Source organism: Mycolicibacterium austroafricanum, from assembly GCF_000612725.1.
GTDB classification, from domain to species: Bacteria; Actinomycetota; Actinomycetes; order Mycobacteriales; family Mycobacteriaceae; genus Mycobacterium; species Mycobacterium austroafricanum.
The window spans coordinates 132,812-154,204 of record NZ_HG964455.1; the positions used below are offsets into that span (position 1 = coordinate 132,812).

The 21,393-nt window shown below is 68.5% G+C and carries 20 protein-coding genes; 11 read left to right on the forward strand and 9 right to left on the reverse strand.

Translation table 11 applies throughout. The features are described from left to right. The first annotated feature begins 33 nt into the window (after positions 1-33). The 4 genes from BN976_RS20820 (at position 34) to BN976_RS20835 (ending at position 3,811) form a co-directional block, all read left to right on the forward strand. Complete coding sequence (locus BN976_RS20820) at positions 34-567, forward strand: hypothetical protein (protein WP_011779389.1); 534 nt, start codon at positions 34-36, stop codon at positions 565-567. Positions 568-698: 131 nt separating this feature from the next. Further along, positions 699-2,123, forward strand: a complete 1,425-nt coding sequence (locus BN976_RS20825; RefSeq protein ID WP_036373532.1) for a PepSY-associated TM helix domain-containing protein — start codon at positions 699-701, stop codon at positions 2,121-2,123. Then, a complete protein-coding gene (locus BN976_RS20830; RefSeq protein ID WP_036373535.1) occupies positions 2,116-2,622 on the forward strand; it encodes a copper chaperone PCu(A)C in 507 nt (168 codons plus the stop codon). The genes BN976_RS20825 and BN976_RS20830 overlap by 8 nt, the downstream gene beginning before the upstream one ends. Next, entirely contained in the window at positions 2,615-3,811 is a 1,197-nt protein-coding gene (locus BN976_RS20835; protein ID WP_036373538.1) for a Dyp-type peroxidase, read from the forward strand. Before BN976_RS20830 ends, BN976_RS20835 begins: the two co-directional genes overlap by 8 nt. Before the next feature lie 16 nt (positions 3,812-3,827). Here BN976_RS20835 and BN976_RS33630 read toward each other — a convergent pair whose 3' ends face one another. The 4 genes from BN976_RS33630 to BN976_RS20850 all read right to left on the reverse strand — a co-directional run bounded on the left by BN976_RS33630 (position 3,828) and on the right by BN976_RS20850 (position 9,027). Continuing rightward, a complete protein-coding gene (locus BN976_RS33630) occupies positions 3,828-4,124 on the reverse strand; it encodes a hypothetical protein (protein WP_145977978.1) in 297 nt (98 codons plus the stop codon). 282 nt (positions 4,125-4,406) lie between these two features. Beyond that, positions 4,407-5,114, reverse strand: a complete 708-nt coding sequence (locus tag BN976_RS20840; protein ID WP_011779385.1) for an HNH endonuclease family protein — start codon at positions 5,112-5,114, stop codon at positions 4,407-4,409. Beyond that, entirely contained in the window at positions 5,111-7,369 is a 2,259-nt protein-coding gene (gene recG, locus BN976_RS20845) for an ATP-dependent DNA helicase RecG (protein WP_011779384.1), read from the reverse strand. Before recG ends, BN976_RS20840 begins: the two co-directional genes overlap by 4 nt. Before the next feature lie 2 nt (positions 7,370-7,371). Further along, the gene (locus BN976_RS20850) at positions 7,372-9,027 is read right to left on the reverse strand and encodes a fatty acid kinase ATP-binding subunit FakA (protein WP_036373541.1); all 1,656 of its coding nucleotides are present in this window, start codon (positions 9,025-9,027) and stop codon (positions 7,372-7,374) included. 225 nt (positions 9,028-9,252) lie between these two features. Here BN976_RS20850 and rpmB point away from each other — a divergent pair, with 225 nt between their 5' ends. Continuing rightward, positions 9,253-9,447 carry a 50S ribosomal protein L28 gene (gene rpmB / locus BN976_RS20855; RefSeq protein WP_011779382.1) on the forward strand — a complete coding sequence of 65 codons (195 nt, stop codon included), beginning with the start codon at positions 9,253-9,255 and terminating at the stop codon, positions 9,445-9,447. A gap of 22 nt (positions 9,448-9,469) precedes the next feature. On the opposite strand, the gene BN976_RS20860 is transcribed toward rpmB, so the two are convergent. Together BN976_RS20860 and BN976_RS20865 are read right to left on the reverse strand one after the other, a co-directional pair. Next, positions 9,470-10,147, reverse strand: a complete 678-nt coding sequence (locus BN976_RS20860; RefSeq protein WP_036373544.1) for a uracil-DNA glycosylase — start codon at positions 10,145-10,147, stop codon at positions 9,470-9,472. A 28-nt stretch (positions 10,148-10,175) separates the two neighbouring features. After that, positions 10,176-11,138 carry a thiamine-phosphate kinase gene (locus tag BN976_RS20865; protein WP_036373547.1) on the reverse strand — a complete coding sequence of 321 codons (963 nt, stop codon included), beginning with the start codon at positions 11,136-11,138 and terminating at the stop codon, positions 10,176-10,178. A gap of 100 nt (positions 11,139-11,238) precedes the next feature. Between BN976_RS20865 and BN976_RS20870 the strand changes: the two genes are divergently transcribed. From BN976_RS20870 to BN976_RS20880, 3 genes are all read left to right on the forward strand, one after another. Continuing rightward, complete coding sequence (locus BN976_RS20870; RefSeq protein ID WP_036373550.1) at positions 11,239-11,481, forward strand: Lrp/AsnC ligand binding domain-containing protein; 243 nt, start codon at positions 11,239-11,241, stop codon at positions 11,479-11,481. 9 nt (positions 11,482-11,490) lie between these two features. After that, on the forward strand, positions 11,491-12,144 hold the full coding sequence (locus tag BN976_RS20875) for a DUF3515 domain-containing protein (protein ID WP_036373553.1): 654 nt from the start codon (positions 11,491-11,493) through the stop codon (positions 12,142-12,144). 139 nt (positions 12,145-12,283) lie between these two features. Further along, the gene (locus BN976_RS20880) at positions 12,284-14,071 is read left to right on the forward strand and encodes an HNH endonuclease signature motif containing protein (protein ID WP_036373557.1); all 1,788 of its coding nucleotides are present in this window, start codon (positions 12,284-12,286) and stop codon (positions 14,069-14,071) included. Here the strand turns inward: BN976_RS20880 and BN976_RS20885 are convergent. The 3 genes from BN976_RS20885 to BN976_RS20895 are packed head-to-tail and all read right to left on the reverse strand — an operon-like array spanning position 14,068 to position 17,296. Next, on the reverse strand, positions 14,068-15,171 hold the full coding sequence (locus tag BN976_RS20885; protein WP_036373560.1) for a D-alanine--D-alanine ligase family protein: 1,104 nt from the start codon (positions 15,169-15,171) through the stop codon (positions 14,068-14,070). The two genes, BN976_RS20880 and BN976_RS20885, sit on opposite strands and share 4 nt — an antisense overlap. Before the next feature lie 29 nt (positions 15,172-15,200). After that, on the reverse strand, positions 15,201-16,310 hold the full coding sequence (locus BN976_RS20890; RefSeq protein WP_011779371.1) for a cystathionine gamma-lyase: 1,110 nt from the start codon (positions 16,308-16,310) through the stop codon (positions 15,201-15,203). Positions 16,311-16,318: 8 nt separating this feature from the next. After that, a complete protein-coding gene (locus tag BN976_RS20895; RefSeq protein WP_011779370.1) occupies positions 16,319-17,296 on the reverse strand; it encodes an NAD(P)H-dependent glycerol-3-phosphate dehydrogenase in 978 nt (325 codons plus the stop codon). A 71-nt stretch (positions 17,297-17,367) separates the two neighbouring features. Between BN976_RS20895 and cofC the strand changes: the two genes are divergently transcribed. The 3 genes from cofC to mutT1 all read left to right on the forward strand — a co-directional run bounded on the left by cofC (position 17,368) and on the right by mutT1 (position 21,237). Continuing rightward, positions 17,368-18,009, forward strand: coding sequence for a 2-phospho-L-lactate guanylyltransferase (gene cofC, locus BN976_RS20900; protein WP_109489644.1), 642 nt, complete (start codon positions 17,368-17,370; stop codon positions 18,007-18,009). 63 nt (positions 18,010-18,072) lie between these two features. Beyond that, positions 18,073-20,265: an RNA degradosome polyphosphate kinase gene (locus tag BN976_RS20905; protein ID WP_011779368.1), complete on the forward strand. Its 2,193-nt coding sequence runs from the start codon at positions 18,073-18,075 to the stop codon at positions 20,263-20,265. A gap of 39 nt (positions 20,266-20,304) precedes the next feature. Next, the gene (mutT1, locus tag BN976_RS20910; protein ID WP_011779367.1) at positions 20,305-21,237 is read left to right on the forward strand and encodes an 8-oxo-(d)GTP phosphatase MutT1; all 933 of its coding nucleotides are present in this window, start codon (positions 20,305-20,307) and stop codon (positions 21,235-21,237) included. The last annotated feature ends 156 nt before the right edge of the window (positions 21,238-21,393 follow it).

The window sequence follows — 21,393 nt, forward strand, 5'->3', positions numbered from 1 at the left end:
GGTTCTGTAGTAGTCGAGCGGTAGGGTTCACACATGCATACGCCGAAGGCGCGTCCCCGATGGGTGCGCGGCGCCCTGGTCGGGGCGTCTTCGGCGGTCATGACCGCCGGCGCCCACGCGGCGGCCGGCGCAGGCCTGCCCAGCGGCGGCGCACTCGTGCTCGCGCTGCTGCTCTGCGCGACGGTCGCGGCGTTGTTCGGCAGTCTCCGCATCGAGGGGCGCGGCGCTGGTTGGATCGCCACCACCGCGGCACTGGGTTCGGCCCAGTTCCTGGGCCACGTCGCGCTGACGATGACTGGCCATCACCACGGTGAGCTCGTGCCGGGGCCGACGATGACGGCCGTGCACATCGGCGCTGCGGTGTTGCTCGGCGGTGCCATCGTGGCTGTCGAACACCTCTACGCCGTCTGCTCGTCGGTGCTGTGCTGGCTGCGACTCTTCGCCCGGCGCACCCCCCGCCCGGTCGCCCGCATCAGGCGGCGGGCCTCGAATGTCGTTGCGCCGCGGCCGGTTCTGGCCGCTGGTTTGGGAATGCGTGCTCCCCCGGGAGCAGTCGCGACCGCCTGACGGTCAATTTCGGCTTTCACTGCATTCCATCCACGCCGCGGCGCTGCGCCGCGGTGTCGATAACACGCCGTCGCGTCTCTTGGCGCTGACGGTGCCCCAGCGTCGCAACGACTCCCAAAGGTCAATTCCGCATGCCTCCTGCCGAGAACACGGTCCAACCCCTCCCGACCACTGACGACCAACCGCCGCAGACGATCCCGAAACACCGCTGGCGCGCCATGATCGTCCGACTCCACTTCTACGCCGGTGTCCTCGTGGCACCTTTTCTCCTCGTCGCCGCGGTCACCGGCGGCCTGTACGCCCTGGCCCCGACCCTGGAGCGACTCGTCTACGGCGACATCCTGTTCGTCGACGTCCAGGGTTCTCCGCTGCCGCTTGGTGATCAGATCGCCGCGGCACAGGAGGAATTCCCCGGACTCACCGTGTCCGGGATGCGTCCGCCGGCCGGCGCCACCGAGTCCACCCGCGTCTACTTCGTCGACCCAGCCCTGGACGAGGAAAAGCTGCGCACCGTCTTCGTGGACCCCTACACCGGCCGCGTCCTGGGCGACGAGCCGACGTGGTTCGGCTACCTGCCGATGAGCACCTGGCTGGACGGATTGCACCGGCATCTCAACCTCGGTGAGCCCGGGCGGATCTACAGTGAGCTCGCCGCGTCCTGGCTGTGGGTCGTGGCGTCGGGTGGGCTGTACCCGTGGGTGCTCAAGGCTGCAGGTGACCGCCGGCGCGGCCGCACCGGCCGCCTCCTGACCGTGGACCGCAGCACCGGAGGAAGGGCGCGAACGCTCAGTTGGCATGGAGCCACCGGGGTGTGGCTTCTCGCGGGTCTGCTGTTCCTGTCCGCCACCGGGATCACCTGGTCCACATACGCCGGAGCCCATGTCAGCGACATTCGGTCTGCGATGAATTGGCAACGCCCGCAATTGGATAGCACTCTGGCAGGACACGGCGACCACGGCGGCCACGGCGTGCCCGGGCCTGCGGTGGTGGACCGGCTCGCGGTCGACTACGACGGGGTGCTCGCGGCCGCGGCCGGCGCCGGCGTGCGATCTCCCGTGGAGATCACCGTGCCCGCCGAACACGGCCACGGCGTCACCGTGACCGAGATCGACGAGCCGTACCGGTGGACCACGAACTCCGCGGTCGTGGACCCCACCGACCTCTCGGTGACGGCGAGAATCGACTACTGGAGCGACTATTCGCTGATCGCCAAACTCGCCGACTGGGGCATCCGGGCCCACATGGGCTTTCTGTTCGGGCTGGTCAACCAGCTCCTGCTCCTGGGCATCGCGGTCGGCCTGGTGACGCTGATCGTGCGCGGCTACCGAATGTGGTGGCAGCGCAGGCCGACTCGCGGTTCCGACTGGGCGTTCGGTCGACCCCCGGTCCGGGGTGGCATGCGTGGCCTTTCCCCGGTCGTCCGCCTCTGGGTCATCGCGGCCGCGGTGGCTGTGGGTTGGTTCCTGCCGCTGCTGGGTCTGAGCCTGGCGGCGTTCGTCGCCGTCGACCTCTGCATCGGCGCGGTCAAACAACGAAAGGTGAAATCCGATGTCTAGCAAGAAAATGAGTGTGGTATTCGCGGCGCTCGCGGCGGTGTCGCTTTCGGCGTGTGCGTCATCAGCTCCCGACGAGACTCCGTCGATGGCGTCGGCGGTGAAATTCGACGATGGCTGGGCGCGCGCAGCGGAGTCCGGGATGACGGCGGTGTTCGGCACGTTCGTCAACACCGGTGACCGCGAGGCCCACATCGTCGGTGGTGAGTCGCCGGCTGCCGCGCGGGTCGAGATCCACGAGGTCGCACCGGATGCCGGCGGCACCATGGCAATGCGGCCGAAAGAGGGCGGCATCACCGTCGCGCCCGAGGGCACGCACGAGTTGGTTCCCGGCGGCGACCATCTGATGCTGATGGACCTCACCGGTCCGCTGCAACCGGGCTCCGATGTGACGCTGACGGTCACCTTCGAAGACGGGTCGACGCTGCCGATCGCGGCCCAGGTCCGTGATTTCGCGGGCGGCGACGAAGAATACGCCCCCAGCGCCCACGGCCATGGCTGAGCAGCGCTGGACCCTCAACCGGCGGCGCCTCCTCACCGGAGGCGCCGCCGTGGCGGCGGGCGCCGCACTGACCCAGTGCGCGACCGCCGGCTCGTCGACACCAACAGGTTTCGGTTCCGCGACGGAGCCGTTCCACGGCCGGCACCAGGCCGGGATCGCAACGCCGCCGCAGGCGCACGCCCTGTTCGTCGCGCTGGACATGGCGCCCAGCGCAGATCGCAGCCCGCGGGACACCCTGATTGCGGTGCTGCGGCTGTGGAGTTCCGACGCCGCGCGCCTCACCGCGGGCCAGCCCGCCCTGGCGGACACCGAACCCGAACTTGCGAAACACCCTTCACGGCTCACTGTGACGGTGGGCATCGGACCACACGTCTTCGACCGGATCGGGCTGGCCCACCGTCGTCCGGATTCGGTGTCCGAGTTGCCGGCGTTCTCCACCGACCGACTCGATCGGCGTTGGTGCGGTGGTGACATCCTGCTGCAGATCTGTGCCGATGACCGGGTCGCCGTCGCACACGCCGCGCGGGTCCTACTCAAGAACGTACGCACGCTGACCGTGCAGCGGTGGCGGCAGGACGGGTTCCGAACCGCGCGCGGCGCGGACAAGTCCGGTGCGACGATGCGCAACCTGATGGGGCAGGTCGACGGCACCGCGAACCTACGCGAGGATGCCGAACTCGATCGTTACGTCTGGGACGACGGTTCGCAGCAACCGTGGTTCGCCGGCGGGACCGTGCTCGTGATCCGCCGCATCCGGTCCGAGCTGGACACCTGGGACGAACTGGACCGCACCAGCAAGGAATTGACGCTGGGCCGGCGACTGGACACCGGGGCGCCACTGACCGGCGAGGGCGAGTTCGACGAGCCCGACCTCGCCGCCACCGAGAACGGCATACCGGTCATCCCGCCGAATTCGCATGTGGCACTGGCTCGGCGGCAGTCGGACGATGAGCGCTTCCTGCGGCGGGGGTACAACTACGACGACCCGCCGACGGTGGGCACCACGGACGCGGGACTGATCTTCGCGGCGTACCAGCGTGACCCGGCGCGGCAGTTCGTTCCGGTACAGCGACGGCTGGCCGAGGCGGACGCGATGAACCCGTGGATCACGACGATCGGCTCCGCGGTGTTCGCGATGCTACCCGGGGTGCCTGAGGGCGGTTATCTGGGGCAGAACCTGTTGGGGTGAGCGGTGTTCGCCCGGGTCAGGCCATTCCTGGCATCCCGGTACCGCCTGACATCACCGGCGGGGTCATCGCCGGTGGCGGAGCCATCACCGGCGGCGGCAGGTACGGGCTGCCCAGGCAGGCGGCATCGGCCGGGTTGCTCATACACATGGGATCCAAGGGACCTGTGGGCTGCGCCGGCGGGGCGGGCGGCGCCGGCGGGGCAGGTGGGGCGTACGGGCCACCCTGACACTGCGGCACCACGGGCATCGTCACGCAGCGGGGATCATCCGGACTGGTGGGAACGCCGGGATCCGGCGCGGCCATCGTAGTCACGGCAGCACCTGCGGCCGCTATTCCGGCAAGCGCCAGCGCCACAGCGGTTCTGACTATCGCGTCGCGTATCGCCGGAGCCGTCACGTCGGTCCCCCTTGTCGACTTCACACCTCACTGAGTCTGCTGACTTCCAGTCCGCGTTCGCCCATGGTCACACGCGTCTTCGCCCGTCGGCCACGGATCGGCAGAAATCGAATTCACTGCCTGCGTGAATGGCGGTGCCGAACGCGCAACGAGCACCGACGTCGCAAGGTCTACGCCGGGGCAGCCAGGGCCGCCGGATCACGCCGCCGGACACGTGCCGGCAGCTTCACGCAACACGGGCACCGACGGCGCATCCACCGGAAGGCCGTAGCCGCGCAACACCTCGATGTACTGCATCGCGTACTGGCAGTGGAATGCGTCGTTCGGCGGCATCCAGACGGAGGGCTGCTTGTCCCCCTTGTCCTGATTCACGTCGCCCGACACCGCGAGCAGGTTGGCGGGATCGTTGGCGAACCGCACCCGCATCTCCTCAGTCCAGTTGCGCGCTCCCAGATCCCACGCCAACGCCAACGGCACGAGGTGATCGATCTGCACCGCGGCCCCGGTCTGTTCACCGCGCACGAACGCCACCGTGGCATTGGTGTACGGGTCACGCAGGGTGCCGGCGGCCACGGCCCTGGGGCATCGCGCGATGGCCACATAGGTCTTGTCGATGAGGTCTCGGTCGAGGATGTCGTTGCGGGTGTCGCAGCCGTTATGGCCGCCGGGAGCTGTGGTGTCATCGGTCCACGACTCACCGAAAGCGGCTCGGCGATAATCATTTCCACGCACCCGGTCGGGGATCTCGACGATTCCGGCGAGCACGTCCGCACCTGGGGCGACCGTCGGGATGTCAGCTTCGGCGATGTACTGGGACGGGTCTTCCGAGGAGGCACTGACCTGGTAGGCGACCACCACCGCGAGCACGACAGCGACGGCAAGCCACAGCGTGTGCCTACGACTCACGACATGTCCAGAAACTGGACCCGGTCGGTGTCGACGAACGGCGCGGACAGGGTGGCCATGCCGGGATTGAGCGGATCGGATTCGTAGACGGTCTCGCACAGCTCCTTGGCAGCCAGGATGATCTCAAGGTGCTCCGCCAGCGACAGGAACCGCAGCGTGATCGGACGGCCGGACTGGTAGTAGCCCAGCACATCTCCCTCGCTGCGCTCCCGAAGGTCCAGGTCGGCAAGCGCGAACCCGTCCAGAGTCCCCGCGACGGCCTTCAATCGTTGCCCCGCTTTGGAACTCTCAGGCAGCTTGGTGACCAGCAGGCACAGGCTGGGGTGCTCACCGCGGCCAATCCGGCCGCGCAACTGGTGCAGCTGGCTGATGCCGAACCGGTCGGCGTCCATCACCACCATGACCGTGGCGTTGGGTACGTCGACGCCGACCTCGATCACCGTGGTGCACACCAATACGTCGATCTCACCGCGACGGAACGCGGACATCACCGCCGCCTTCTCGTCGCCGGACAGCCGCCCGTGCATCAGTCCCAGTCGTAGATCCGAGAGCAGCCCGCGCTGCAACCGGGCGAACATCTCGACGACGGTGACGGGCGGGGGACCTTGCTCTTTCGTCGCCTTCTTCGCTTTCTTGGCCTTGCCGTCGTCCTTCTTGTCCTCGTCCGAGGGTTTGTCATCCTCGTCGATACGGGACGCGACGACGTATGCCTGCCGTCCTGCTTTGACCTCCTCGGCGATGCGGGCCCACGCGCGCTCCAGCCAGGCAGGCTTCTGGGTCTGGAAGATAGTGTTCGTGGTGATGGGCTGTCGTCCACGGGGCAGCTCCCGAAGTATGGACGTTTCGAGGTCGCCGTAGATCGTCAACGCGACCGTTCTGGGGATCGGGGTCGCCGTCATCACCAGCAGGTGCGGTGTGATTCCCTCAGGAGCTTTGGCGCGCAACCGATCCCGCTGTTCCACCCCGAACCGGTGCTGTTCGTCGACGACGACCATGCCGAGGTTGTCGAACTCCACGGTGTCCTGGAGAAGGGCGTGCGTGCCGATGACGATCCCCGCCTCACCCGACGCCACTTCCCTGCGCGCGTCCCGCTTCTGCTGCGCCGTCATCGATCCCGTCAGCAGGGCCACCCGGGTGGCGTTGTCGGCCCCGCCCAGTTCCCCGGCGGTTGCCAATGGCCCGAGCATCGATCGAATCGACAGAGCATGTTGTGCAGCAAGCACTTCCGTGGGCGCGAGCAGGGCGCACTGATAGCCGGCGTCGATCATCTGCAACATCGCCAGCAGCGACACGACGGTTTTACCCGAGCCGACCTCGCCCTGCAGCATGCGGTTCATGGGTCGGGGGGCGCTGAGCTCGGCCGAGATCACCTCGAGTACCTCGCGCTGTCCCGTGGTCAGCTCGAACGGCAGCTGCGCCATCATGGCGGCCATCAGCCCGTCGCCGCGGCGTTTCGCCGGCGGCCCCGACGCACTGAGCTCACTGTGCCGGCGCACCACCAGACCCCACTGCAGCCCGACCGCCTCGTCGAACGTCAACCGCTCGATCGCGCGGTCGCGGTCCTCGGCATTCTCGCTCAGGTGCACAGCGCGCAGCGCTTCGTCCTCGGACATCAGATTGTGTTCGCGCACAAACCATTCCGGCAGAGTCTCGGGAACGGGATCGAGCACCGCCAACATCTGACGCACGCACGCGTAGATGTCCCAGGTCTGCACCTTGGCAGTGGCCCCGTAGATCGGGAAGTAGTCCTTCTCGAACTCGGCGAGCAGCTCGTCGCCGGTGGCGTCGGTGGTGGACGCGACGGAGGTCAGGGACTTGGTGCCGATCTTCTTGCCGGACGCCGAATTCAGCACCATGAACGCCGGGTGCGTCAGCTGCATGGTGCCCCGGTAATAGCCGACCTCGCCGGAGAGCATCACCTTGGCGCCTTCGACGAGGGTGTTCTTCAGATACTTGGGGTTGAAGAAGGTCGCCGTGACCTTGGGCCGCCGGTCCCGCAGCGTGACGACGAGGAACTCGCGCGACGGCTGATTTCGGACCCGCTTCAGTTCGGCCGCGTCGATCACGTCGACGAACGTGACGTGCTCGCCCACTTCGAGGTCCTCACCCTCGCCGCGCACCGTCATCGCGTCGCTGTACTTGCGGGGGAAGTAGCGCAGCAGGTCGTTGACGGTGCGCAGGCCGAGATGCTCCTCGAGATTGTCTGCGGCCTTCTTGCCGAGCACGAAGTGGAGGCTGTCGTCGAGTTTCGCCATCGTCACTCAACCCCGATGACCAGCGCGTCGACACGGTGCCCGGTGTGGAAGGTGACCAGGTCGGTACCGGGGTGGTGGTGGTGGACGTGCTCGGCGAGCGCCTCCCCGATCTCGGGTCCCACGCCGTCACCGGTGAGAACGGTGACCAACTCACCACCCGCCGCCAACATCAGGTCGATCAGTCCCGCACCGGCAGCCACGACGTCGGCGCCGACGATGACGACCTCGTCGCCGGCGATGCCGAGTCCGTCGCCAGGTTTGCAGGCACCGGCCCAGGTCAGCGCTTCCTCGGCGGCCACCCGCACCGTCCCGTGCCGGGCACCCGCCGCGGCCCTGGCCATGGTGTAGCCGTCGTCCACCAGGCGACGCTCGGGATCGTGGACGGCCAGTGCGGCCAGCCCCTGCACCATCGACCCGGTCGGCACGGGCACCATGTCGATCCCCCAGTCGGAGGCCACGGCGCATCCGGCGACGATCTCCTCGGCGGCCACGTACCCGTTCGGCAGCACCATCACCTGCGCGGCACCGGTGTTGACCAGGGCGTGCAGCAGCTGCTGGGCGCTGACCGGCACATCGGACTGCGGCCGCAGAATCTCGGCGCCCTCACCGGTGAACAGGCTTTCCGCGCCGTCACCGTCGACGACGGCGAGCACCGCACGCTGTCTGCTCCAGCCTCCGGCCGGGTGGCGGTCGCCGCCGCCGCTCAGGGACGTGATCTGGATGCGGCTCAGGCTGCCGACCGCCAGCCCGGCCTCGACGGCGGCACCTGCGTCGTCCGCGTGCACGTGCACCGAGTAGTGGCCAGGGCCGGCTCCCCCGGCCTCGCCGAAGCCCGACGCCGCGATGGCGATCGAGTCGCCGAGTTCCTCGAGCGCTGCGCGCAATTTTTCGATGTCCTCGGCGTGGCAGTCGGCGAGCAGGTACATCACCTCGAAGCTCGGGGTCGCGTGTGCCGCCGACGACGGGGCCGACGACTTCTTCGGGGACGGCTGATAGACCCCACGCCGGGGCGCGTGGCCGGTCAGGGTGGCGCACAGCGCGTCCAGCAGGACCACCAGGCCCCGGCCCCCGGCGTCGACGACTCCGGCGTCGGCCAACACGTCGAGCTGGGTCGGCGTGCGGTCGAGCGCGGCCCCAGCGGCGTGCGCACATGCGGCGACGACGTCGGCCAGCTCGGCCTCCGCCGACACCGCCTCCTCGGCCGCCTCGGCCGCATCGTGCAGGACCGAGACGATGGTGCCCGGCACGGCCTCGCCCATGGATGTGACGACCAGGGTGACGGCGTGCCGCAGCGCGGAGCTCAGAAGTGGACCGGTGATGTCGGCCAGCACTCCGTCACGGTCCTCGGCGGCGGAGGCGGTGACCTCGGCGACCGCCCGCAGAATCTGCGACAGGATCACGCCGGAGTTGCCGCGCGCACCGTGCAACGCGCCGCCGGCCAGGGCGGCGGCGACCGCGGTGACGTCGTCGCCGGCGTCGCAACTGTCGGCCTCCGCCCAGGCGGCACGCATCGTGAACAGCATGTTCGTCCCGGTGTCGGCGTCCGCAACCGGGAAGACGTTGAGCTGGTTGATCTCGTCGGTGTGGCTGATCAGGTCAGCGACGGCCGCATGGGCCCAGTGCCGCAGGGCGGATGCATCGAGGCGCCGAGCCGACATTCCACCTCCACCCTGCTTCCGACGTCGGCGTCAGCCTAGTCAGTGTGGCGGACAGCACCGAAGTGTGCAGGACGCGTCCTGTGGACACCGCGATCACCGGGTTTTTGGTGATCGCTGCGACGGCCGGTATCCTGATCAGGTTGTCGGGTCGCGCCGCCCTGTGGTGGCCGGAGTAATCCAGACCCCGACCTAAGACCCCTGAGTACTGATTCGAGGAGTTTCAACATGGCTGCCGTGTGCGAGATCTGCGGGAAGGGCCCCGGCTTCGGCAAGTCGGTGTCACACTCCCATCGCCGTACCAGCCGTCGGTGGGACCCGAACATCCAGTCGGTGCGCGCCGTGGCCGCCCCCGGCGGCAACAAGCACCGTGTCAACGTGTGCACGTCGTGCCTGAAGGCCGGCAAGGTCTCGCGCGGCTGACACTGCCGACGCAGTGAGCCCGTCAGGGCAGGCGCCAGTCGACAGGCTCGGCGCCCATCTGCGTGAGCAGGTCGTTGGCGCGGCTGAACGGCTTTGAGCCGAAGAATCCGCGTGACGCCGACAGCGGCGACGGATGCGGTGATTCGATGACCGCGGTGTCGCCCAGCATCGGCTTCAGCGTCGAGGCGTCCCTGCCCCACAGCACCGCCACCATCGGCTGTTGACGAGCCACCAGCGCGCGGATCGCACACTCGGTGACCGGTTCCCAGCCCTTGCCGCGGTGCGATGCCGGTGTTCCCGGCCGCACGGTGAGGACCCTGTTCAACAGCATCACGCCCTGCTCGCACCACGGCGTCAGGTCACCCGTCGAAGGCGTGGGATATCCGAGGTCCTCCCGGTACTCACGAAAGATGTTGTCGAGGCTGCGCGGCAGCGGTCGCACGTCCGGCGCTACCGAGAAACTCAGCCCGACGGCGTGCCCCGGTGTCGGATAGGGATCCTGACCGACGATGAGCACCCGCACCTTTTCCAGCGGGAACGTGAACGCACGCAACACGTTTTCTCCGGCGGGTAGATATCGGTGGCCGTCGGCCAGTTCGGCGCGCAGGAACTCACCCATCTGGGTCACCTGGGATTCCACCGGCGCGAGCGCGGAGGCCCAGCCGTCGTCGATCAATTCGCTCAATGGGCGTGCAGTCACGAGAGGCCAACTTAGCGGGCGATGGTTCTCAGAACGACTGCCAGCCCGCGCTTCCGCGCCACCGGGCACCGTCGACCGTGACCGCAGTCGTCCCGTCCGAGGCGCCGACAGTGCCGATGACGCGCCAACCCGGCGGCGGTTGGGAGGCGAAAGTGGCCACCAGCGCGTGATCCTCGCCGCCGCCGAGCACCCACTGCCGGGCGTCTGCACCAACCGCGGCGGCCGCCTCGGCCAACGCGTCGATGTCGGACTGCAGGTGCCCGATCGCCAGGTCGATGCTCACTTCCGAAGCAGACGCGATGTGCCCGAGGTCGGCCAGCAGACCGTCGGAGACATCCGTCATCGCGGTGGCACCGGCCCGCGCGGCGATCTCCCCTTGCCCGTATGGCGGTTCGGGGACCAGGTGGCGCCTGCGCAACGCGTCGTGTCCGGATATTCCGCTGTCCCACAACGTGAAACCGGCCTGCGAACGACCCAGTTCGCCGACCACCGCCACCATGTCGCCGGGTTTCGCTCCGTCGCGGCGCACCGGGTCGCGTCCGCCGAGATCGCCCAGCGCGGCCACCGAAACCACCCACTGCGGTGCGGCCACGACATCTCCGCCGACGATGCCCGCACCCATCAGCCCGGCCTCGTGCCACATACCGTCGGCGAGTTCGACCGCGCTCGCGGTGTCGGTATCACCCGGTGCGCCGAACGCCACGACGAACGCCGTGGACCTGCCGCCCATCGCCTCGATGTCGGCGGCGTTCTGCGCGATGGCTTTTCGCCCGACGTCGTGCGGCGAAGACCAGTCCAGCCGGAAGTGCCGGTTTTCGACGAGCATGTCGGTGCACACCACTACCCGGCCGTCCGGGGCGAGCACGACCGCCGCGTCGTCACCGGGACCCAGCGTGACGAACGGCGGCTGGCGCCGCCCCGCCGTCAAGCGGTCGATCACGGCGAATTCGCCCCGCGCCGACAGTGTGTCGTCGGCGTCCTCGCCCGCCATGCCCGATCCTCTCGCCGCGCTGCCGCCCTGAACCATCGGCCCGCCTGAGGTACGTTTGGTCCCTGCCGCGTGGAGTCTATGCAGCCGGACGGAGGGAACTGTGGTCGAGGCATTTGTTCTCATCCAGACCGAGGTAGGCCGCGCGGAAGTGATTGCCAAACAACTCGCAGGCCTCACCGGTGTGGTTTCGGCGGAATATGTGACCGGGCCCTACGACGTGGTGGTCCGGGTCGCCGCGAACTCGCTCGACGAGCTCAAGTCGACGGTGGTGCCCAGCGTCCAGCAGGTCGCGGGCATCACCCGGACACTGACCTGCCCGATCGCCGACGGGGCACGGCCCTAGAGTTGGCGTGTGAGCAGCGAGAGCACAGACGGGCCGCCACGGGCGGCGCTCATCGCTTCGCTGATCGTCGCCGTCGGCGGGCTCGTCGCCGTGCTCGTGGTCGCCGCGGTGCTGCAGCGCACACCGGAGCCGCAACCCGTCGCGATCGCAGGGATTCCCGCTCCGCGCGCTGAGAGCCCGCAGTGCCGCGCCCTCGTCGATGCGCTGCCCGATCAGCTGGGCGACTACCGTCGCGCCGCACTGCTGGAGCCTGCGCCGCCGGGAACGGCCGCCTGGCAGCGGGAGGAGCCGGGTAGCGAAGCTCTGATTCTCAGGTGTGGGCTGGACCGGCCCGCGGAGTTCGTGGCCGGAGCGCCGGTGCAGGTGGTCGATGCCGTCGAGTGGTTCCGGGTGGGCGAAGCAGGGGCGGGGAATGACCGGGTGGGCGAAGCAGGGGCGGGGAATGACCGGGTGGGCGAAGCAGGGGCGGGGAATGACCGGGTGGGCGAAGCAGGGGCGGATGATCCGGCCGGCGAACGCAGCACCTGGTTCGCGGTGGACCGTCCCGTGTATGTGGCGTTGACGATCCCGGCGGATTCGGGGCCGACGCCCATCCAGACGCTTTCGAAGATCATCGCGGACACTCTGCAGTCCAGGCCCCCGGATCCGGCCCCGATCGGGTAGCGGCTCGCCAGAGGGTCTCTCACCGTCGAGATTGCTTCTACGGCTGCGGAATTCGAGATTGTGCCGCCGTGGATGCAATCTCGGCGGGGGTGTGGATTGGTGGCGGGACTTGTCACCGGGCGGCGGTAGTGTAGAACGTATGTTCGATCGGATGTTCGCGGGGCTGGACGAGCCGGCGTTGCTCGCTGCCATCGAACGAGCCGCCTGCGAGGAATCCCGGGCAGGGGCGCGTAAATCGGCGGCGATCGCGGCACTGGTGCACGAGTCCGTGACGTTTGACGACGTGCGTGACCAGTGGGTGTGGGACTCCTGGGCCGAGACCGCCTGCGAACTCGGCGCGGCGCTCAACACCAGCCACCGCCGCGCCTCGGCCCAGATGCGCATCGCCGTGGCCCTGCACGACCGGCTCCCCAAGGTGGCAGCCCTGTTCGCGGCGGGCCGCCTCAGCACCCGGTTGATCGGGCAGATCACCTGGCGCACCCGGCTGGTGCAGGACCCGCACCTGCTGGCGCTGCTGGACACCGCAATGGCGGACAAGGCGACGCGGTGGGAACCCCTGTCCGACGACAAGCTGACCGCAGCCCTCGACGCAGTGATCGAGCGGTACGACCCCGATGCGGTGATCCGGGCCCGCGAACACGTCAGCGGCCTGGACTTTAGGGTCGGGGCCAGCGACGACCCCGACGCACTGGTCACCGTGTGGGGCAAAATCCTGGGCTGCGATGCGGCGGTGCTGGCGGCCCGCATCGCCGAACTGCTCAAAGGGCTCTGCGACAACGACCCCCGCAGCGTCTGTGTGCGGCGCTCGCATGCGGTCGGGGCCATCGTCCGCGGCCAGGACCGTCTGCGGTGCCGCTGCGGATCCCCGGACTGCACCGCCGCCGCGGTGGTGCCGGGATCGTCGAACGTGGTGATCTCGGTGCTCGCCGACCCCGCCGCCCTCGACGCCGTCCGCCAACTCATCGCCGACCAAGACCGCGACCAACAAGACAAACTCGCCGACAAGCACGCGCAGGCGAAGGGGAAGGCCGAGCCCGAGCCCGAGCCCGAACCTGCGGTCGAGGCCGAGCCCGAGGCTGGCGCGTCGGAGGTTGGTGAGGACGAGGAGCTCAGACCCGAACCTCAGACCGAGCCCCGCGCATCGGAAGTGGACGAGGACGAGGAGCCCGAGTCCGAATCTGAGCCCGCGGCCGAGACGACGCCCGCCACGCCCGCGGTGGAGCCGGTGCCGTCGCCCTCACCGGTGAATCGTCGTCGGTGTGTGCGGGATTCAGGAGTGGCGTTGCTGCCCGGGGTGAAGATCCTGCCGATCGTGGCACTGGCCGAGGCGATCCGGGCCGGCGCGGCGATCAAAACCCTGTGGCTGCCCGGCCCCGACCCAGAACCGCACTACCGCCCCTCGGCCAAACTGGCGGCGTTCGTACGTGCCCGGGACCTGTTCTGCCGCTACCCCGGCTGTGACGTGCCCGCCGAACACTGCGACCTCGACCATGTGGTGCCCTATCCGTACGGGCCCACCCACCCGTCGAACCTGAACTGCAAATGCCGCACCCACCACCTCGGCAAAACCTTCGCCGACGGCTGGCACGAGGAACAACTGCCGGACGGGACGGTGGTCTGGACCACCCCGGCCGGGCAGCGCAACACCACAGTCCCGGGCAGCCGGTTGTTCTTCCCCGCCTGGGACACCACCACCGCCGAACTACCACCGATGACCGCTCCGCCACCAGATCCCAACCGACTGGCCAAGATGCCGAAACGACGACGCACCCGCGCCGCCGACCAAGCCGCCCGCATCAAAACCGAACGCGAACACAACGCCACCCAACGCGCCCTCGAATCCGAACGCGCCACCGCCGTCGAACACGACCGACAGGCAGGTCGACCACCACCAACCGACTACGGCGACGAGCCACCACCGTTTTAGCGCAGGCCGGTGCCTCGTACGATAGCCGTCTCGACCATCGTCGCCAGAAGTGTGGGGTAGTCGATGCCGCTGGCCGCCCACATCCGGGGATACATCGAGATCGTGGTGAATCCCGGCATGGTGTTGATCTCGTTGATGACGGGTCCGGCGTCGGTGAGGAAGAAGTCGACCCGCGCCAGGCCCTGGCAGTCGATCGCGTCGAACGCACGGATGGCCAACCCCCGGACCGCTTCGGCGATAGCGTCGTCAACCTTGGCGGGAACGTCGAGTTCGGCACCGTCGTCGAGGTACTTGGTCTCGAAGTCGTAGAAGCCGTCCTCGCGCCCGCGCACACCGGCCACCCGGATCTCCCCCACCGTGCTGGCTTCGAGGTGGCCGTCGGGGAACTCCAGCACGCCGCACTCCAGCTCGCGGCCCGGAATCGCCGCCTCGACGATGACCTTGGGATCGTGCCGCCGAGCCAATTCGATGGCGGCGGGCAACGCGTCCCACGCCGTCACACGACTCACGCCGATCGACGACCCACCTCGGGACGGCTTGACGAACACCGGCAGCCCCAACCGTTCCCGGTCTTCCAGCGACACGGTGGCCTCGCGCGGCCGCAGGACGACATGGTCACCGACCGGTAGCCCGGCCGCGGTGAGCAACTTCTTGGTGAACTCCTTGTCCATGCCGGCGGCACTGGCCAACACCCCCGCCCCCACGTATGGGACACCGGCCAACTCGAGCAGGCCCTGGATCGTGCCGTCCTCACCGTAGGGGCCGTGCAGGACGGGGAACACCACGTCGACGGCGGCGAGCACATCCCCTGCGGCGTCCCCCAGCGACAAGAGTTGGCCGCGTCGGCCCGGATCGGCGGCCAGCGCGAGTTCGGTGCCGGAGGATCCGCTGACACCCGGCAGAGCACCGTCGGTGATCGCCAGGGTCTCGGGCCGCCCGTCGGTGAGCACCCACGAGCCCTCGGGGGTGATGCCGACAGGGACCACCTCGAACCGCTGCGGGTCGAGGTTGCGCAGGATGCTGCCTGCGGAAACACACGAGATCGCGTGTTCGGAGCTTCGTCCGCCGTAGACGACGGCGACTCGGATGCGGGCAGTCACAACCTAGAGAGGCTACCGCCCCGGCCGCGTCATCCGGCTCCGAGTGCCTGCCGGACGTCGTCGACCAGGTCGTCGGTGTCCTCGATGCCCAGCGAGATCCGGGCGAAGCCGTCGGAGACGTGGTCGCCCCAGCGGGCGCGGCGGTCCACCGACGTGTGGATGCCACCGAAGCTCGTCGATGCGATCAGCAGCGCACTTCTGCGCACCAGGTCGTGTACGGCCTGCGCGTCACCCAGCTCGGCGGCGACGATCCCGCCGAAGCGCCGCATCTGCATCGAGGCGACGGCATGGGAAGGGTCCTCGGGCAGGCCGGGATAGCGCACCGTGTGGACGGCCGGGTGAGATCGCAACATCAGGGCCAGCGCCGCGGCGTTCTGGCACTGCCGTTCGAAGCGCAGCCCGGCGCTGCCGAGGCTGCGCAACACCAGCCAGGCCTCGAACGCGCCGAGGATCGGCCCGGCGTGCAGCCGCTCGCGTTGCACGCGCTCCATCAACTCGGGCTGACTACCGGCGACGTAGCCGGCAAGGACATCGTGGTGCCCCGCGAGCGCCTTGGTGGCACTGGCCACCACCAGATCGGCGCCGAGCGACAACGGCTGCTGGCCGAACGGGGTGGCGGTGGTGTTGTCCACGACGAGCAAGGTCCGCTGGGCCCGGCAGGTCATCGCCAACCGATGAAGGTCCACGACGTCGAGTCCGGGGTTCGACGGTGTCTCCGCCAGCACCACGTCCGCATCGCGGGCGGCGTCGCACATTTCCGCGCACCGCGCCTCGACGACGGTGACCCCGCGCGGGGCGAGGTACTCCTTGGCGTAGGCGCGCACCTGGTAATAGCCGTCGGCGGGCACGACGAGGGTGTGGCCCGGCTCCGCGACGACGCGCAGCACCGACGTCAGGGCCGCCATTCCCGAGCCGAAAACCAGTGCGGTGGCGGCACCTTCGAGCCTTGCCAGCGCCGATTCCAGCTGGCGCCATGTCGGATTGGAGCTACGGCCATAGCTGTCGAGCGAGCCGTCTTCGTCGGGGGCCAAGTGGTAAGCGGCCGCAGGAACCGGTGGCGATGACACCGGGAGTCCTGGAATCGCTTCGGCACCAACGGCTTTGACACTCCTCGTGGAATCTCCATAGGTGCCCGCCATGTGCTCGGTCACTCCGGTTTGGTAGTGCGGCCCAGAAGCAGAGCCACCGCGTCGTCGACGGACAGACCCTTGTGGCAGACCCGACGCACCGCGTCGGTCAGCGGCATCTCGACGTCGTAACTCGATGCCAGAGCCAGCACCGATTGGCACGACGTGACACCCTCGGCGACGTGGCCGCCTGCCGCATCAAGGGCGGCCTGCATGGTGCCGCCCTTGCCCAAACGTTCACCGAAGGAGCGGTTCCGGGAGTGCGGCGACATGCAGGTGGCCACCAGATCACCGATGCCGGCCAGCCCGGCCAGGGTGGCGGGCTTGGCCCCCAACGCAATTCCAAGCCGCATGATCTCGGCAAGGCCGCGGGTGATGATCGCCGCGGCAGTGTTCTCTCCCAGCCCGACACCTGCCGCCATCCCGCAGGCCAGCGCGATGACATTCTTACAGGCGCCCCCGATTTCGGCGCCGATGACGTCGGCGTTGGTGTAGGGCCGAAAGTACCCGGTGGACAGTGCGCGCTGCAGCGCCACCGCCCGGCCCGAGTCGGTGCACGCCACGACGGTGGCAGCCGGCTGCTCCTGCGCTATTTCGCTGGCCAGGTTGGGCCCGCTGACGACGGCCACCCGTCCGGGGTCGGCACCGGTCACCTGCACGATGACCTGGCTCATCCGCATCAGCGTGTGCAGTTCGATTCCCTTGGCCAGATTCACCAGCGTCGTGTCGGAGCCGAGGTGGTCCTTCCAGAGCTCGAGGTTGGCCCGCAGGGTCTGCGACGGGACGGCCAGGAACACCGTGCAGGCCCCGGCGAGTGCCTCGGCGGCGTCGCTGGTGGCACGGATCGCTTCGGGCAGCTCGGCATCCAGATAGCCGGAATTGCGATGCGTCCGGTTGATCTCGTCCGCCAACTCGGGCCTACGGGCCCACAGCGTGACGCTGTTGCCGGCATCAGCCAACACTTTCGCAAGGGCCGTGCCCCACGCCCCGGCACCCATCACCGTCGCCTCTACCACGGCTTCAGACTAACCGGGAATAATCGGCTGGCAGGATGGCGCTCGTGAGCGGCATGAACAACAGCCACGCCGACGTCGGCCTGGTGATCGCGGTCAAGCGGCTCACTGCGGCCAAGACAAGGCTCGCGCCGATGTTTTCCGCCCGGACCCGCGAAGACGTCGTGCTCGCCATGCTCGTCGACACGATCACCGCGGCGATCGCCGTGCCCGCGCTGCGATCGGTTCTCGTCGTCACGCCTGACGAGGATGCCGCCGACGCCGCCCGGCAACTGGGCGCACTCGTGCTGCCTGACCCGACTCCGCCGGGGCATCACGATCCGCTCAACAACGCGCTGACGGCAGCCGAGGTCGTCGCCCGTCGGGAGAACACGAACGTGGTTGCGTTGCAAGGTGATCTGCCGGCGCTGCGGACTGTGGAACTGGCCGAGGCGATCGGTGCGGCACGGGCACACGCCCGCAGCTTTGTCACCGACCGGCACGGCACCGGTACGTCGGCGTTGTTCTCCTTCGGAGCGCCGCTCGACCCACACTTCGGGCTGGACTCCGCCCAGCGGCATCGCCGGTCCGGAGCCGTGGAACTGACCGGCGACTGGCCTGGCCTGCGCTCTGACATCGACACTCCCGACGACGTGCTGGCCCTCAATGACCTCGGCGTCGGTCCGGCGACGGCGCGGGCCATCGCACGCGCGCAGTGAATTCAATGCGCATCGGCGGACTCGGTGGCAGGAGCACCCCGGTATAGGGAATCATCGACAGATATGACCGAAGCCCAGACCCGACCGGACAGCACGGAGGCCTCCGAGGCATCGGAGACGACTCCCCCACCGGCGGTCTCGGGGTCCGCGGACTCCGCGCCCGAGGCGCCACCGGCGGCGACCCCTCCCACAGTCGAGAACCCGCTCCCCGAAGACCGTTACCTCAACCGGGAGCTGAGCTGGCTGGACTTCAACGCTCGCGTACTCGCCCTGGCGGCCGATCCGTCGCTGCCCCTGCTGGAACGCGCGAAGTTCCTTGCGATCTTCGCGTCCAACCTCGACGAGTTCTACATGGTGCGTGTCGCCGGGCTCAAGAGGCGCGACGAGATGGGGTTGTCGGTGCGCTCGGCAGACGGGCTGTCGCCACGCGAACAACTGCGCCGGATCAGCGAACGCACCCAACAGATCGCCAGCCGCCACGCACACGTCTTTCTCGACTCGGTGCGTCCCGCGCTCGCCCAAGAGGGCATCGTCATCGTCAACTGGGCCGAACTCGACGACGCCGAACGGGGACGGTTGTCGACCTACTTCCATGAGCAGGTCTTCCCGGTCCTCACACCGCTCGCCGTCGATCCTGCGCACCCGTTCCCCTTCGTCAGCGGGCTGAGCCTCAACCTCGCCATCACGGTCAAACACCCCGACGACGGCGGACAGCATTTCGCCCGAATCAAAGTGCCCGACAACGTCGACCGATTCGTGGAGCTGGCGAGCCGGGAGGACACGCCGCGCACTGTGCGATTCCTGCCCATGGAGGAGCTGATCGCCGCGTTCCTGCCCGTGCTGTTCCCCGGGCTGGAGGTCGTGGAGCACCACGCATTCCGGATCACCCGCAACGCCGACTTCGAAGTCGAAGAGGACCGCGACGAGGATCTGCTGCAGGCGCTCGAACGGGAACTGGCGCGTCGGCGGTTCGGATCGCCGGTGCGGCTCGAAGTCTCCGACGACATGACCGAGGGCATGCTGGAGTTGCTGCTGCGCGAACTCGACGTCGCCCCCGGGGATGTGGTCGAAGTTCCGGGGCTGCTGGACCTGTCGTCACTCTGGCAGATCTACGGTGTGGACCGGCCCGCCCTCAAGGATCCGCCGTTCGTGCCCGCCACCCCGTCGGCGTTCGGCGAGCGCGAGACACCCAAGAGCATCTTCGCGGCCCTGCGCGACGGCGACGTTCTCGTGCACCACCCGTACGACTCGTTCTCCACCACCGTCCAGAGGTTCATCGAGCAGGCCGCCGCCGATCCCAACGTGTTGGCGATCAAGCAGACCCTGTACCGCACCTCGGGTGACTCGCCGATCGTCAACGCGCTCATCGACGCCGCCGAGGCCGGCAAGCAGGTGGTGGCGCTGGTGGAGATCAAGGCACGGTTCGACGAACAGGCCAACATCAAGTGGGCGCGCGCTCTCGAACAGGCCGGCGTGCACGTGGTGTACGGGCTCATCGGTCTGAAGACCCACTGCAAGACCTGCCTGGTGGTGCGCCGGGAAGGGTCGACGATCCGTCGGTACTGCCACGTCGGCACCGGCAACTACAACCCGAAGACCGCGCGACTGTACGAGGACATCGGCTTGCTGACGGCGGCTCCCGACATCGGCGCCGACCTGACCGACCTGTTCAACTCGCTGACCGGGTACTCGCGGAAGGAGTCCTACCGCAACCTGCTGGTCGCCCCCTACGGCGTGCGCAAAGGCATCATCGAGCGCATCGAGCGCGAGATCGCCGCGACCCGCGACGGCGCGGAGGGCCGGATCCGCTTGAAAGCCAATGCCTTGGTCGATGAGCAGGTCATCGACGCGCTGTACCGGGCGTCGCAGGCCGGGGTACGGGTCGAGGTCGTGGTGCGTGGCATCTGCGCGCTGCGTCCCGGGGAGCCCGGCTTCTCGGAGAACATCGCGGTCCGGTCGATCCTCGGTCGATTCCTTGAGCATTCACGGATCATTCATTTCCGGGCCATCGACGAATACTGGATCGGCAGCGCCGACATGATGCATCGTAATCTGGACCGGCGCGTGGAAGTCATGGCGCAGGTTAAGGATCCACGGCTGACCGCCCAACTGAACGACATCTTCGAGTCGGCCACCGACCCGGGCACCCGGTGTTGGGAGCTCGGTTCTGATGGACACTGGACGGCCTCACCTCAGGAGGGGCGCACCGTGCGGGACCATCAGAGGTCGCTGATGGAACGACACAGGCATCCGTAGCCCGGCCCCCCGGGACCCCGATGACACACAGGAGTTGAGGTGCCGAAGGAGCGCAAGCCGGGTGCAGTCGTGGTGAAGCAGTCGCCGATCCTGGCCGCCGGTGCGGTGCTGTGGCGTCCCAAGGAATTCACGGGCACACCGGAGATCGCGGTCATCCACCGGCCACGCTATGACGACTGGTCCCTGCCGAAGGGCAAGGTCGACCCCGGCGAGACCGAGGCCGTCACCGCCGTCCGCGAGATCGCCGAGGAAACCGGGTACCGAGCGCATCTCGGGCGCCGGCTGCCCACGGTCACCTACCCGGTGGACACGGACATAAAGAAGGTGCGCTACTGGGCCGCCCGCTGCGTCGGAGGCGAGTTCGCCGCCAACGACGAAGTCGACGAATTGCGCTGGCTGCCGGTCGCACAGGCGATGTCCATGCTGAGCTATCCGCACGACCGCAAGGTGCTGCGCCGGTTCCAGAAGCTACCCGCCGACACGCAGACGGTGATCATCGTCCGACACGGCACCGCGGGCGACAGGTCGCGGTACCGCGGTGACGACCGAAACCGCCCGCTGGACAAGCACGGCCGCGCCCAGGCCGAATCGCTGGTCGGGCAACTGCTCGCGTTCGGCGCCGAGGAGTTGTTCGCCGCCGACCGGGTGCGCTGCCATCAGACGCTGGACCCGCTGGCCGAGGAGCTGGGTGCGGTGATCCACGACGAGCCCGCGCTGACCGAGGAGGCGTACGCGGATGACCGGAAAGCGGCTCGCCAACGCATCCTCGAGATCGCCGAGAAGTCGGCCGCACCGGTGATCTGCACCCAGGGCAAGGTGATCCCCGACCTCATCACCTGGTGGTGCGAGCGCGACGGCGTGCGGCCGGACAAGTCCCGCAACCGCAAGGGCAGCACGTGGGTGATGTCGCTGTCCGACGGCCGTCTGGTCGCTGCCGACCACATCAGCAGCCCGTTGCCGCCGAAGAAGTGACCGCACAATTGAATTCAAGTCCGGCGGGACGACGACACAGAAACGCCGCGGATCTCTGTTGATCCGCGGCGTATCCGTGTGAGACGTGCCTACTTGCGTCCGCGCTTGGCCGGAGCCTTCTTGGCGGGCGCCTTCTTGGCGGGAGCAGCCTTCTTG

Coding starts and splice junctions, on each gene's coding strand:
- BN976_RS20820 (WP_011779389.1), top strand. CDS start 34: ATGCATACGCCGAAGGCGCGTCCCCGATGGGTGCGCGGCGCCCTGGTC.
- BN976_RS20825 (WP_036373532.1), top strand. CDS start 699: ATGCCTCCTGCCGAGAACACGGTCCAACCCCTCCCGACCACTGACGAC.
- BN976_RS20830 (WP_036373535.1), top strand. CDS start 2,116: ATGTCTAGCAAGAAAATGAGTGTGGTATTCGCGGCGCTCGCGGCGGTG.
- BN976_RS20835 (WP_036373538.1), top strand. CDS start 2,615: ATGGCTGAGCAGCGCTGGACCCTCAACCGGCGGCGCCTCCTCACCGGA.
- recG (WP_011779384.1), bottom strand. CDS start 7,369: ATGGCGAAACTCGACGACAGCCTCCACTTCGTGCTCGGCAAGAAGGCC.
- BN976_RS20850 (WP_036373541.1), bottom strand. CDS start 9,027: ATGTCGGCTCGGCGCCTCGATGCATCCGCCCTGCGGCACTGGGCCCAT.
- rpmB (WP_011779382.1), top strand. CDS start 9,253: ATGGCTGCCGTGTGCGAGATCTGCGGGAAGGGCCCCGGCTTCGGCAAG.
- BN976_RS20865 (WP_036373547.1), bottom strand. CDS start 11,138: ATGGCGGGCGAGGACGCCGACGACACACTGTCGGCGCGGGGCGAATTC.
- BN976_RS20880 (WP_036373557.1), top strand. CDS start 12,284: ATGTTCGATCGGATGTTCGCGGGGCTGGACGAGCCGGCGTTGCTCGCT.
- BN976_RS20890 (WP_011779371.1), bottom strand. CDS start 16,310: ATGGCGGGCACCTATGGAGATTCCACGAGGAGTGTCAAAGCCGTTGGT.
- BN976_RS20895 (WP_011779370.1), bottom strand. CDS start 17,296: ATGGGTGCCGGGGCGTGGGGCACGGCCCTTGCGAAAGTGTTGGCTGAT.
- cofC (WP_109489644.1), top strand. CDS start 17,368: ATGAACAACAGCCACGCCGACGTCGGCCTGGTGATCGCGGTCAAGCGG.
- BN976_RS20905 (WP_011779368.1), top strand. CDS start 18,073: ATGACCGAAGCCCAGACCCGACCGGACAGCACGGAGGCCTCCGAGGCA.